Origin of the sequence: Streptomyces sp. NBC_01750, from assembly GCF_035918095.1 — a bacterium.
Lineage (GTDB): Bacteria > Actinomycetota > Actinomycetes > Streptomycetales > Streptomycetaceae > Streptomyces.
The window spans coordinates 4,497,125-4,509,717 of the sequence record NZ_CP109137.1 but is presented as its reverse complement, the minus strand read 5'-3'; the positions used below and the strand labels follow the sequence as shown (position 1 = coordinate 4,509,717).

Annotated in this window: 14 protein-coding genes; 9 read left to right on the top strand and 5 right to left on the bottom strand. The window is 66.5% G+C overall.

Annotated features, from left to right (window positions below; all coding sequences use genetic code 11):
• Nucleotides 1-364: 364 nt before the first annotated feature.
• Nucleotides 365-2,164: a chromosomal replication initiator protein DnaA gene (gene dnaA / locus OG966_RS20265; RefSeq protein ID WP_326651149.1), complete on the bottom strand. Its 1,800-nt coding sequence runs from the start codon at nucleotides 2,162-2,164 to the stop codon at nucleotides 365-367.
• Between the two features lie 365 nt (nucleotides 2,165-2,529).
• Here dnaA and rpmH point away from each other — a divergent pair, with 365 nt between their 5' ends.
• The 9 genes from rpmH (at nucleotide 2,530) to OG966_RS20220 (ending at nucleotide 9,402) form a co-directional block, all read left to right on the top strand.
• A complete protein-coding gene (gene rpmH, locus OG966_RS20260; protein ID WP_006381191.1) occupies nucleotides 2,530-2,667 on the top strand; it encodes a 50S ribosomal protein L34 in 138 nt (45 codons plus the stop codon).
• A gap of 18 nt (nucleotides 2,668-2,685) precedes the next feature.
• Nucleotides 2,686-3,057 carry a ribonuclease P protein component gene (gene rnpA, locus OG966_RS20255; RefSeq protein WP_326651147.1) on the top strand — a complete coding sequence of 124 codons (372 nt, stop codon included), beginning with the start codon at nucleotides 2,686-2,688 and terminating at the stop codon, nucleotides 3,055-3,057.
• Entirely contained in the window at nucleotides 3,054-3,413 is a 360-nt protein-coding gene (yidD, locus tag OG966_RS20250) for a membrane protein insertion efficiency factor YidD (RefSeq protein ID WP_326651146.1), read from the top strand. Before rnpA ends, yidD begins: the two co-directional genes overlap by 4 nt.
• Before the next feature lie 3 nt (nucleotides 3,414-3,416).
• Nucleotides 3,417-4,682, top strand: coding sequence for a membrane protein insertase YidC (gene yidC, locus OG966_RS20245; RefSeq protein WP_326651145.1), 1,266 nt, complete (start codon nucleotides 3,417-3,419; stop codon nucleotides 4,680-4,682).
• Between the two features lie 18 nt (nucleotides 4,683-4,700).
• The gene (locus tag OG966_RS20240; protein WP_326651144.1) at nucleotides 4,701-5,213 is read left to right on the top strand and encodes a Jag family protein; all 513 of its coding nucleotides are present in this window, start codon (nucleotides 4,701-4,703) and stop codon (nucleotides 5,211-5,213) included.
• Between the two features lie 113 nt (nucleotides 5,214-5,326).
• Nucleotides 5,327-6,043, top strand: coding sequence for a 16S rRNA (guanine(527)-N(7))-methyltransferase RsmG (rsmG, locus tag OG966_RS20235; protein ID WP_326651143.1), 717 nt, complete (start codon nucleotides 5,327-5,329; stop codon nucleotides 6,041-6,043).
• 265 nt (nucleotides 6,044-6,308) lie between these two features.
• A complete protein-coding gene (locus OG966_RS20230) occupies nucleotides 6,309-7,385 on the top strand; it encodes a ParA family protein (RefSeq protein WP_326651142.1) in 1,077 nt (358 codons plus the stop codon).
• Nucleotides 7,382-8,479, top strand: coding sequence for a ParB/RepB/Spo0J family partition protein (locus tag OG966_RS20225; RefSeq protein ID WP_326651141.1), 1,098 nt, complete (start codon nucleotides 7,382-7,384; stop codon nucleotides 8,477-8,479). The genes OG966_RS20230 and OG966_RS20225 overlap by 4 nt, the downstream gene beginning before the upstream one ends.
• Nucleotides 8,480-8,784: 305 nt before the next feature.
• Nucleotides 8,785-9,402: a GNAT family N-acetyltransferase gene (locus tag OG966_RS20220; RefSeq protein WP_326651139.1), complete on the top strand. Its 618-nt coding sequence runs from the start codon at nucleotides 8,785-8,787 to the stop codon at nucleotides 9,400-9,402.
• A 75-nt stretch (nucleotides 9,403-9,477) separates the two neighbouring features.
• Here the strand turns inward: OG966_RS20220 and trxA are convergent, their stop codons facing one another.
• The 4 genes from trxA to sigM form a co-directional block, all read right to left on the bottom strand.
• A complete protein-coding gene (gene trxA / locus OG966_RS20215) occupies nucleotides 9,478-9,810 on the bottom strand; it encodes a thioredoxin (protein ID WP_326651138.1) in 333 nt (110 codons plus the stop codon).
• A gap of 55 nt (nucleotides 9,811-9,865) precedes the next feature.
• Nucleotides 9,866-10,840, bottom strand: a complete 975-nt coding sequence (trxB, locus tag OG966_RS20210) for a thioredoxin-disulfide reductase (protein WP_326651137.1) — start codon at nucleotides 10,838-10,840, stop codon at nucleotides 9,866-9,868.
• Nucleotides 10,841-10,966: 126 nt separating this feature from the next.
• Nucleotides 10,967-11,872 (bottom strand): anti-sigma factor, encoded by a 906-nt coding sequence (locus OG966_RS20205; protein WP_326651136.1) that lies wholly within the window; start codon nucleotides 11,870-11,872, stop codon nucleotides 10,967-10,969.
• Nucleotides 11,869-12,573: an RNA polymerase sigma factor SigM gene (gene sigM, locus OG966_RS20200; protein ID WP_326651135.1), complete on the bottom strand. Its 705-nt coding sequence runs from the start codon at nucleotides 12,571-12,573 to the stop codon at nucleotides 11,869-11,871. Before sigM ends, OG966_RS20205 begins: the two co-directional genes overlap by 4 nt.
• Between the last annotated feature and the right edge of the window lie 20 nt (nucleotides 12,574-12,593).

Sequence of the window (12,593 nt, the reverse complement as noted above, 5' to 3'; positions counted from 1 at the left end):
GGGTGTGGAGAAGCTGTGGGCAACGCGGCATAGCCTGTGGGTCGCCGGTGGACAACATCGATCACGTCCTGTGGACGGTTTCTGCGTCCACAGCCTGTGGAACAGAGTTGGCCACAAATCCACAGCCGTCTGACCTGCCGTGATGAAGTCCCGGCAGTCGCCCCTGTGGATGCAATCTGGACAACTTCCCAGTCCCCAGGCTGTGGAGGGAAGATCCTCCCCAGATCTGTGGAGAACCCGCCCCGTGGCGGTGTATTCGAACACCGGACATCCGCGGAGCGGCTGCGGAACGCCGAAAGGGCGCCCCGGGATTTCGTCCCGGAGCGCCCTCGAAGGCCTCTTCAGCGATTGCTGTGCCGGCTCGTCAGCCGTTCTTGATGCGGTTGGTGAGCTCGGTGACCTGGTTGTAGATGGAGCGTCGCTCGGCCATCAGCGCACGGATCTTGCGGTCCGCGTGCATCACGGTCGTGTGGTCGCGGCCGCCGAACTGCGCACCGATCTTCGGCAGCGACAGGTCGGTGAGCTCACGGCAGAGGTACATGGCGATCTGGCGTGCCGTCACCAGCACCCGGCTGCGCGAGGATCCGCAGAGATCCTCCACCGTCAGACCGAAGTAGTCGGCGGTCGCCGCCATGATCGCACTCGCGGTGATCTCGGGGGCCGAGTCCTCCCCACCCGGGATCAAGTCCTTGAGGACGATCTCGGTGAGCCCGAGGTCCACCGGCTGCCGGTTGAGTGACGCGAACGCAGTCACCCGGATCAGCGCACCCTCCAGCTCGCGGATGTTGCGAGAGATCCGCGAGGCGATGAACTCCAGCACCTCCGGCGGAGCGTTGAGCTGCTCCTGTACCGCCTTCTTACGGAGGATGGCAATCCGCGTCTCCAGCTCCGGCGGTTGTACGTCGGTGGTCAGACCCCACTCGAAGCGGTTCCGAAGCCGGTCCTCCAGCGTCACCAGCTGCTTGGGCGGCCGGTCGGAGGAGAGCACGATCTGCTTGTTGGCGTTGTGGAGCGTATTGAACGTGTGGAAGAACTCCTCCTGCGTCGACTCCTTGCTCGCCAGGAACTGGATGTCGTCGACCAGCAGGATGTCCACATCGCGGTAGCGCTTGCGGAAGGTGTCACCCTTGCCGTCGCGGATCGAGTTGATGAACTCGTTCGTGAACTCCTCGGAGCTGACATACCGCACCCGCGTGCCGGGGTAGAGGCTGCGCGCGTAGTGCCCGATGGCATGCAGCAGGTGGGTCTTGCCGAGTCCCGACTCCCCATAGATGAAGAGGGGGTTGTACGCCTTGGCCGGCGCCTCGGCGACCGCGACGGCCGCGGCGTGCGCGAACCGGTTGGACGCACCGATGACGAAGGTGTCGAAGAGGTACTTCGGGTTGAGGCGGGCATGCGGCTCGCCGGGACGGGGCGCCGGCGACGGCTGCGCGCCCAGCGGTCCGGGCGCTCCTCCAGGAGCGCCGCGGTGCGGGGCCCGGCGCTCAGGCAGCTCGTGCCGCTCCGGTCGCTGCTGCTGGTGCTGCTCGTACTGCTGGCGGTCGGGCGGTTGCGGCTGCCGGTAGTCGTGCTGCGGCTGGCGCGGCCGGGCGGTCGCGTACGGCTCGCGCCATTGCTCCGCGGACGGCTCGCGGTCCTGGAAGCCGCCGAGACGCGGCTGCTGCCAGGACAGGTCCTCCTGGGTACGCGGCCAGGCGCCGGGTTCCGGTCGCTGCTGCTGGTGCTGCTGGTATTCGGGGTAGGCAGGGCGGACGGTGGGCAGTCCGTCGTCACCGGTCCGGTGCCCGTACCCCTCGTAAGGGTCGTTCTGGCGGGGTTCGTCGTGCTGCGGTCCCTGGTAGCGGGGCGCCTGCTGCTGTTGCGCCGGCGTCTGGGGGGCCGGGGGCTCGCCCACCGAGTCGTCGACGGTGATGGCGATTCGGATCGGACGGCCGCACTCACGGCTGAGGGTCTCGCTGATCAATGGGGCGAGCCGGCCTTCGAGGACGCGCTTGCCCCATTCATTGGGAACGGCGAGAAGAGCGGTGTCGGCCACCAGCGCGAGGGGCTGGCAGCGCTCGATCCACTGCTTGTCCTTGGGCTCGATGCCCTGCTGGCCCTCCGCGAGGAGCTGCTCCAGCACTCGTGGCCACACTGCGGCAAGATCGGCAGGTACGTCAGCCACAAGGCACGCTCTCTCACAGGTCCCTTCCCACGAATGTGTGGTTCTCGGGACGGGATGGGAAGACAGGCAGGAAAGGAATCGGAGTTCAGCCACGGTAGTCAGGCCGAGCCGCGCGGTACAAGTTGTTGTCCACAGCCTGTGCATAGTGGACCCCGTCACGGGGCTGGTTTGACCGGATGGCGTAGCCGCGCGTACCGTGACCAGGTCGAGTTGTCGATGGCTGCTGCCGCCTGCCTCCGATGGGCAAAGATCACGGTCTGTGATCGTGAAGCGGTGCACTCGGGCGTATACGCGAGCTACTCGTGGGCGCACGGTGACAGCCAGGCGATGTCCCGCCATCTACGAATCATTTCTGGAGCCCCCGAGTGAGCAAGCGCACCTTCCAGCCGAACAACCGTCGTCGTGCCAAGACCCACGGCTTCCGTCTGCGCATGCGTACCCGTGCCGGCCGCGCGATTCTTGCGAACCGCCGTGGCAAGGGTCGCGCCAGCCTGTCCGCCTGATCGCTTACAGGTCATGACGTGCTGCCTACCGAGAATCGGCTGAGGCGGCGCGAGGACTTCGCGACCGCGGTACGCCGGGGACGCAGGGCCGGTCGCCCGCTCCTCGTCGTCCATCTACACAGCGGTGCAACGGACCCGCACGCGCCTGGGGAGAGCGCTCCCCCGACGTGTGCGGGTTTCGTCGTGAGCAAGGCCGTGGGCGGCGCAGTCGTACGCAACAAGGTCAAGCGGAGACTGCGCCACCTGATACGGGAACGGCTCCCCGAGCTGCCCCCCGGTAGCCTGGTGGTCGTACGGGCGCTGCCCGGTGCGGGCGACGCCGCTTATGAACAGCTGGCCCGAGACCTGGATGCCGCCCTCCAGCGGCTGCTGGGAGGGGGCGCGCGATGAAGTACCCGCTGCTGGCTCTGATCAAGTTGTACCAGTGGACGATCAGCCCGCTGCTGGGCCCTGTCTGCAGGTACTACCCGTCGTGTTCTCACTACGGATATACAGCCATCGACCGGCATGGCGCGATCAAGGGCACAGTGCTGACCGCCTGGCGCATCCTGCGATGCAATCCATGGTCGCCGGGTGGCGTGGACCATGTGCCGCCGCGCAAGCATCCGCGTTGGCACGAACTGCTGCGTGATGCCTTGCGTGGCAGCAAGGGCGGGCACTCCGCCGCCGATGTGCCTCCCCGGGAGTCGGCCCCCGAACCCCCGAGTCCGGCAGCAGAGACCTCGCCAAATGCTCAAGGAGCCTGATTAGTGGACACGATTGCCAGTCTCTTCAGCTTTATCACCACACCTGTTTCGTGGGTCATCGTCCAGTTCCACACCGTCTACGGGGCGATCTTCGGCCCTAACACGGGCTGGGCCTGGGGACTGTCCATCGTGTCGCTGGTGATCCTCATCCGGATCTGTCTGATCCCGCTCTTTGTGAAGCAGATCAAGTCGACCCGGAACATGCAGGCGCTCCAGCCGAAGATGAAGGCGATCCAGGAGCGCTACAAGAGCGACAAGCAGCGTCAGTCCGAAGAGATGATGAAGCTGTACAAGGAGACGGGCACCAACCCGCTCTCCTCGTGTCTTCCGATCCTCGCGCAGTCGCCGTTCTTCTTCGCTCTGTACCACGTGCTCTCCAGCATCGCCTCGGGCAAGACCATCGGCGTCATCAATGAGTCGCTGCTGGACAGTGCGCGCCAGGCACACATCTTCGGTGCCCCGCTTGCGTCGAAGTTCACGGACAGTACGTCGGAGGTTGCTGCCCTCGGTGCCTCGCTGACCGATGTGCGCATTGTCACCGCGGTCATGATCATCATGATGTCGGCGTCGCAGTTCTACACGCAGCGCCAGCTGATGCAGAAGAACGTCGACCTGACGGTCAAGACGCCGTACATGCAGCAGCAGAAGATGCTGATGTACATCTTCCCGGTCATCTTTGCCGTGATGGGTATCAACTTCCCCGTCGGTGTCCTCATCTACTGGCTGACCACCAACGTGTGGACCATGGGCCAGCAGATGTTCGTGATCAACCAGAACCCGACGCCGGGCAGCAAGGCTCAGGACCACTACCTGCAGCGTCTGCTGAAGGGCGTGACCGTTCACAGCGAGGTCAAGTCGCGGCGGAAGCGGAACGTGATCCAGGCGATCGTGGCCAAGGGCCCGGACCGCAACGAGAACGAGCGCCGGTTCATCTCTGGGCTTGCCAAGGCGGGCTTCGCCGCTCAGGCGGACGGCACGGTGACCAAGAGCGACGTCGCAGTGGCCGAGGCCGAGGGCGGCGCCGCTCAGAGGCGGCAGCAGCCCAAGCGCCAGACCAAGGCGAAGCGTCAGTCCGCCGCTGCCCAGCCGGGCGCGGCGAAGGACACTGATGCTGATGCCGCCGAATCGGCTTCGAAGCCTTCGCTGCAGAAGGACACCCCGCAGGACGCCAAGCCGGGCAAGCCCGCCTCAGGCTCCGCACGCCAGCAGCCCAAGTCCGGACAGCGCAAGGGCCAGCAGCGGCCCAAGCACCCGTCGTCCAAGAAGTAAGCAAGAAGGAGTCCATCCGTGACGGAAGGCACCATCTCCGCCCCCGCCGAGAGTGGCGACACCCTGACCCGCCTCGAGCAGGAAGGGGAGATCGCGGCCGACTACCTCGAGGGTCTGCTCGACATCGCCGATCTTGACGGCGACATCGACATGGACGTCGAGGCGGACCGGGCAGCGGTCTCGATCATCAGCGACCGGGGCAGCCGGGATCTGCAGAAGCTCGTGGGCCGCGACGGCGAGGTCCTGGAGGCTCTCCAGGAGCTGACGCGGCTCGCTGTGCACCGGGAGACCGGGGACCGGAGCCGGCTGATGCTGGATATCGCGGGCTTCCGGGCCCAGAAGCGCACGGAGCTCGCCGAGCTGGGCGCGAAGGCGGCCGACGAGGTGAAGAGCACCGGTGAGCCGGTGAAGCTGAACCCGATGACGCCGTTCGAGCGCAAGGTTGTGCATGACGCGGTCGCCGCCGCGGGTCTGCGCAGTGAGTCCGAGGGCGAGGAGCCGCAGCGCTTCGTCGTCGTACTCCCGGCCTGACCTCGATCGTTTCCTCGGCCCCGTCTGTTCGCAGGCGGGGCCGATCTTTGTCAGCCTGATAGTCAGCCATCACAGTCCACATCGCGACAGTGCGGTACGGAAGGACGGTTCCCGTGACGGAGGAAGTAGAGCTTCCCCAGGCGCCCGAAGAGGCGCGGACGGTATTCGGAGAAGTCTTCCCGGAGGCCGTGCGGTACGCGGAGCTGCTCGCTGACGCGGGAGTGAGGCGCGGCCTGATCGGTCCCCGTGAGGTGCCGCGACTGTGGGAGCGACATCTGCTGAACTGTGCGGTGCTCTCGGAGGTAGTGCCCGCGGGCGTCACGGTCTGCGATGTCGGTTCGGGGGCGGGCCTCCCGGGCATTCCGCTGGCGCTGGTACGGCCGGACTTGAAGATCACGCTCCTCGAACCGCTGCTGCGGCGGACGAACTTCCTCCAGGAAGTGGTCGAACTGCTCGGTTTGGACCATGTGACCGTCGTCCGGGGCCGAGCCGAGGAGGTGCTCGGCAAGCTGCCTCCCGTGCATGTGGTGACGGCGCGCGCTGTGGCGCCGCTGGACCGGCTGGCGGGTTGGGGAGTGCCTTTGCTGCGCCCGTACGGAGAGATGCTGGCACTTAAGGGCGACACCGCAGAGGCGGAACTCCAGGGGGCCCGTGCTGCACTGAGCAAGCTCGGTGTGGTGGAGACCTCAGTGCTGCATGTCGGCGAGGGGATCGTCGACCCGCTCTCCACCGTGGTGCGTGTGGAAGTTGGAGAGAGTCCCGGCGGAGTGCGCTTCGCGGCGAAGCGGGCCAAGGCTGCCCGGACCAGTCGTACCCGGCGGCGTCGCTGATCCGTACAGTCCGTACTGTCTATCAGCGATGCTCCATACAAGCTGCCATACGTACGCATTTCGGAGTGTCGTGCGGCTGTAGTCCCGCGGCGAGTGCATCGTGTTTCACGTGAAACGTCGCTCACTGCTGCAGGGAATCATCAGCCGCGGCCGTGCTGCCGCCCCGATGCGGGACCGGAAGCCCCTCTTGAGGGCTACGGAATTGTCCACAGAGGTGGATTCCTCCACAGAACCAGGGGCCTCGCTGGTTCACGACCCCGAAAGCATGGCAGGCTCTGCTCATTGCGAGCCTGAAGTCGAGGAGAGTGAATCCTTGCGGTCCGACGCCAACATCGCGGGACCGATGACCGATCCGGTCCCCGGTCCCCGTACCGAGTCATCGGGGGAGGATGTTTCACGTGAAACACCGCCCCCGATGGACGACACCCCCATCGGCCGTGCTGCCCAGCTGGCCGTGGAGGCGCTGGGGCGTGCCGGTGAGGGTCTGCCCCGACCTGAGCACACACGCGTCATGGTGGTCGCCAATCAGAAGGGCGGCGTGGGCAAGACCACTACTACGGTCAACCTCGCCGCCTCGCTGGCGCTGCATGGCGCGCGCGTTCTGGTAGTGGATCTGGATCCACAGGGCAACGCCTCCACGGCGCTGGGGATCGATCACCACGCCGAAGTCCCCTCGATCTATGACGTCCTGGTGGAGAGCAGACCGCTCTCCGAGGTGGTCCAACCGGTCCCGGACGTCGAAGGTCTCTTCTGCGCCCCCGCCACCATCGATCTCGCCGGTGCGGAGATCGAGCTGGTGTCGCTGGTGGCGCGGGAGAGCCGACTGCAGCGGGCGATCCAGGCCTATGAGCAGCCCTTGGACTACATCCTCATCGACTGCCCGCCGTCGCTCGGTCTGCTGACCGTCAATGCCCTGGTTGCCGGCGCTGAGGTCCTGATCCCCATCCAGTGCGAGTACTACGCACTGGAGGGTCTGGGTCAGCTGCTGCGGAACGTGGATCTGGTGCGCGGTCATCTCAACCCGGACCTGCATGTCTCGACGATCCTTCTCACCATGTACGACGGCAGGACCCGGCTCGCTTCCCAGGTGGCCGACGAAGTGCGCAGCCACTTCGGCAACGAGGTGCTGCGGACGAGCATCCCGCGCTCGGTGCGGATCTCGGAGGCGCCTAGCTATGGACAGACGGTGCTGACCTACGATCCGGGTTCCAGTGGATCCCTGTCGTATCTTGAGGCGGCCCGTGAGATCGCGCTGCGGGGGGTCGGGATCCACTACGACCCGCAGCATGCCCAGGTGGGCAGCCAGAACAGCCAGCAGAACATGTCGGAGGGGATCCAGTGAGCGAGCGACGTAGAGGATTGGGGCGTGGGCTGGGTGCGCTGATCCCTGCCGCTCCCCAGGAGAAGACGGTGCCCCCTTCCGGGGCCTCGAATCCTCCGGGAGCGGCTCCGGTGCTGACCGCGGAACGTGGTGTGGCGGCGGCGAAGGTGACCACACTGCCCAACGCTTCCCCTCCGCCGGAGGCGATCACGCCTGCGCCCGAACCGGAGGCTGTACCGCAGCCAGTGGAGCCGGCCGGCGCACACTTCGCCGAGTTGCCGATCGACACCATCACGCCCAACCCGCGCCAGCCGCGTGAAGTGTTCGACGAGGACGCTCTTGCGGAGCTGGTCACCTCCATCAAGGAAGTGGGGCTTCTCCAGCCCGTTGTCGTGAGGCAGTCGGGGCCCGAGCGCTATGAGCTCATCATGGGCGAGCGCCGGTGGCGGGCCTGCCGCGAGGCGGGTCTCGAGAGAATTCCTGCGATCGTCCGGCACACGGACGACGAGAAGCTCCTTCTGGACGCACTGCTCGAGAACCTGCACCGTGCCCAACTGAACCCGCTGGAGGAGGCTGCCGCCTACGACCAGCTCCTCAAGGACTTCAACTGCACGCACGATCAGCTGGCCGACCGGATCGGACGCTCACGTCCGCAGGTGTCCAACACGCTGCGTCTGTTGCGCCTCTCGCCTCCCGTTCAGCGCAGGGTCGCCGCGGGAGTGCTGTCGGCCGGTCATGCGCGGGCGCTGCTCTCGGTGGAGGACTCCGAGGAGCAGGACCGGCTTGCGCACCGGATCGTCGCCGAGGGGCTCTCGGTGCGTGCGGTCGAAGAGATCGTGACCCTGATCAACTCGAACCCCAAGAGCACGTCCAAGCCGAAGAGTCCGCGGGCCGGTGCCCGTCTGTCGCCGGCGCTCACCGACCTGGCTTCACGGCTCTCGGACCGGTTCGAGACCCGAGTGAAGGTCGACCTCGGCCAGAAGAAGGGCAAGATCGTTGTCGAGTTCGCGTCGATAGACGATCTGGAGCGGATCCTCGGCACCCTTGCCCCAGGCGAGGGACGAGTCCTGGAGCAGGGACTCGACGAGGAGCCCGCTGAGGACGACGAGGGCTGAGGCCTTCCGCAGTACCGCCAGGGGCGGGCCGTGTCCGATGGTTGGAGAACACGGTCTGCCCTTTGCCGTCGCGCGGTACCCGTGCCGGGGCTGGGTGGATACGATGCGTTCTGGTATAGCGCATCCACCTTGATCCACCTCAGAGGGAGGGCGGGGGCTATGCGATCGGTGAGCCGCAGCCAGTTGGTGACAGCCGGCTTGGGCCTGGGGGCAGTGGGCGGGTTTGTCAGCAGCCTGCTCTGCGAGAGGAGCGCGCTGGCAGCCGCTCGTAGCGCGGCAGGCGAGGGAAGTGAGGAATGGCCTTCATGGGGCGTCGGCTCGCACCACTCACGCTGGACAACCTTTCGGACCTTCCCAAGCGGTGTCGTGCGTGTGTCTTCTGGGAGCTTGATCCAGTCAGTGGAGAAGCCGCGGTAAAGGCGGGAACTCCAGGCCTGGAGAAAGAGGCCTGGATCTCGGCTGTGCTGCTCGAGTGGGGATCCTGCGGCAGGGTCGTCTACGTTGACGAGGTACCTGTCGGCTTCGTTCTCTACGCGCCTCCGGCGTATGTGCCGCGCTCCACCGCGTTTCCGACGAGCCCTGTTTCACCGGACGCCGTGCAGCTGATGACTGCCTGGATCATGCCGGGGTATCAGGGGCAGGGGCTGGGGCGGGTGATGGTGCAGACCGTCGCCAAGGATCTACTGCGGCGTGGCTTCCGGGCGATCGAGGCGTTCGGTGATGCCCGCTGGAAGGAGCCAGCCTGTGTGCTGCCCGCCGACCATCTGCTGGCCGTGGGCTTCAAGACCGTGCGTCCCCATCCCACCTACCCCCGGTTGAGGCTGGAACTGCGGACCACGCTCTCCTGGAAGGAAGACGTGGAGTTGGCGTTGGACCGGCTGCTCGGCGCTGTTCAGAAGGAGCCGGTGCTCCGGCCGTTGTGAGTATGAACGCGAGAATGGGCTCATCCCTCACGGGGATGAGCCCATTCGTGTTTCACGTGAAACAGCGGCGCGGCACTACTCGCCGATGAAGCCCTCGAGGTCGCGGACGATCGCGGCTTTCGGCTTCGCACCGACGATCGTCTTGGCAACCTCGCCGTTCTGGTAGACGTTCAGCGTAGGGATGGACATGACCCCGTACTTGGCAGCGGTGGCCGGGTTCTCGTCGATGTTGAGCTTCACGATCTCGATCTTGTCGCCGTGCTCGGCTGCGATGGCCTCGAGGGACGGCGCAATCTGGCGGCAGGGGCCGCACCAGGCAGCCCAGAAGTCGACCAGTACGGGCTTGTCGCTCTTGAGGACATCCTCTTCGAAGGTCTCATCGGTCACGTTCTTCAGGGCGCCGGCCACGGCGGCCTCCTTACATCATTGCGGGAGTGTGAGGGGGATGGTGCAGGGGGCGGGGTCAGACCGCGGAAGTCTTCTCCGGCTCGGCGGCGTTCTCGCCGTCGGAGAGCGCAGAGAGGAAGCGCTCAGCGTCGAGGGCGGCGGAACAGCCTGTGCCGGCTGCGGTGATGGCCTGACGGTAGGTGTGGTCGACGACATCACCCGCTCCGAAGACACCGGTCAGGTTGGTACGCGTCGACGGCGCCTCGACCTGCAGGTAGCCCTCGTCATCCAGCTCGAGCTGGCCCTTGAAGAGCTCGGTGCGCGGGTCGTGGCCCACGGCGATGAACAGTCCTGTCACAGGAAGTTCAGAGGTCTCGGCGGTCTTGGTGTTGCGCAGGGTCAGACCGGAGAGCTTCTGCTCGCCGTGGATCGTAGCGACCTCGCTGTCCCAGGCGAAGGAGATCTTCGGGTCGGCGAAGGCGCGGTCCTGCATGGCCTTGGAGGCGCGCAGGGTGTCGCGGCGGTGGACGATGGTGACGGACTTGGCGAAGCGGGAGAGGAAGGTGGCCTCCTCCATCGCGGTGTCACCGCCGCCGATCACGGCGATGTCCTGGTCCTTGAAGAAGAAGCCGTCACAGGTCGCGCACCACGAGACGCCGCGTCCGGAGAGCGCGTCCTCGTTCGGCAGACCGAGCTTGCGGTGCTGCGAACCTGTGGTGACGATCACGGACTTGGCACGGTGAACGGTGCCTGCCGTGTCAGTGACGGTCTTGATCTCGCCCGTGAGGTCGACGGAGATGACATCGTCCGGGACCAGCTCGGCACCGAAGCGCTCAGCCTGTGCGCGCATGTTGTCCATCAGGTCCGGGCCCACGATGCCGTCGCGGAAGCCGGGGAAGTTCTCCACCTCCGTCGTGTTCATCAGTGCACCGCCGGCGGTGACGGCCCCCTCGAACACCAGCGGCTGCAGCGATGCGCGCGCGGTGTACAGCGCGGCCGTGTAGCCGGCGGGCCCGGAGCCAATGATGATCACGTTACGGACGTCGCTCACGGGTTGTTTCCTCGTTTCTGCGGACTGCCTGCTGCCTACGGGGGCCGGTTCAATGACTCTCACCCCACCCAACGGATCCTACGGGGCTTGCATTCCCGGTACGTCCGAGTGGCGCAGAGGGGTGTGTCAGCGGCGAGGGTAGGTGTTCGTCAGCAGCAGCTTGCCAGTCGGCGCGGGGGCGGTGTCGACGCAGGCGGCGTCGATCACATATGCCTGGACCCGACCGCTGTCCGTGGGGTGCGGCAGCACCACGAGGTAGGCATTACTGCCCCTGTACCGACCCCGCTCGAAGGCGATCGGAGTGTCAGTCCGGCCGGTGCCCTTCTGGATGCAGGGCGGCACACCCACTCCCGGCTTGCGCTTGGGCGAGACGGGGGTGGACTCGGTGTCGAGAGACGGCCCTTTCTCTATTCTGGGCTCCCCCTGACGGGGGCTGGTGGCGACCAGAGCCTTCACGCGGCCCTGGAGTCCGGACTCGGAGAAGTCGTGGGTGCCACCGGCAGCGGAGCTGACGCTTGCCTCCTTCTTCGCGGAGTCTGCGCTGTTGTCGCCGGTGGACTGCAGGGACTGGAAGAGCAGGACGCTGACGCCTACTGCGGCCGCGCTGAAGACGGCACCGAGGACGGCTGTGCGGCGCCGCCGCCTTGTCTGGCGGCTGCGGCCGGGACCGGTGGCAGCGCGAGGGCGGCCCGCCGGCCGGTCGGCCGACGTGATGTCCGTCTGCTGAGCGACGGGTGCTGTTTCACGTGAAACATCTGCGGACTCTTCGGGCGCTGTGGCGTCCAGAAGAGCCTCGGCGGCCAGAGCGGCGTCGATACGGCCGGCGATGTCGGCGGGCATCCGTTGCGCTCCGGGGAGCGTGCCGAGCAGCCCACGGATCTCCTCGAGCGATGTACGTACATCCGCGCATAGGGGACACCCGTCAAGATGCTGTCGCACATCGGCCGTACGCTCCGGCGAGAGAAGACCTTCGGTGAGGTCGGAGATCTCCGAGACGTCAGGGTGCTGAGCCGTGTCGGCTGTGGATGTCACGCGCGCCCACCTCCGCCCTTCACAGCTGCAGGGTCATTCGGCCCTGCGTCCCTTTGTCCCGACGCCGGTGGGACGGATGTCCCCGGCGTCCGGTTCCTTCCCATGCTGACCTCGGTGTTATCCCCGGTATCGCTCCGCAGATGAGTGAGCATGGGCAACAGCCGCGCCCGCCCACGCGCGCAGCGGCTCTTGACGGTCCCGGTGGGCACATCGAGGACGCGGGCCGCCTCCGCGACGGGGTAGCCCTGCATATCGACCAGTACCAGCGCGGCCCGCTGATCGACGGGAAGCTTCGCCAGCGCGGCCACTAGTTCGCGGTGGACATCCTTACGCTCGACCGGAGCCTCGGCGGATTCATGAGGCTCAAGTAGCTGCTCCAGCCTTTCGGTGTCGTCGACGGGGGAGGTCTTCCGCGAGGCAGCCTTGCGGGCCCGGTCGAGACAGGCGTTCACGGTGATGCGATGGAGCCAGGTAGTGACGGCGGACTGGCCGCGGAAGGTATGGGCGGCCCGGAAGGCGGAGACAAGAGCGTCCTGGACCGCGTCCGCAGCCTCTTCACGATCGCCCAGGGTGCGCAGGGCGACGGCCCAGAGCCTGTCACGGTGGCGCCGTACCAGCTCACCGAAGGCATCCGGGTCCCCCGCGACGTGGCGTGCCAGAAGGTCCTGGTCGCTTGTGTCGCCGAGTGTCGCGTCGTCCAACGGTGAGCCCCCTCCCCTGA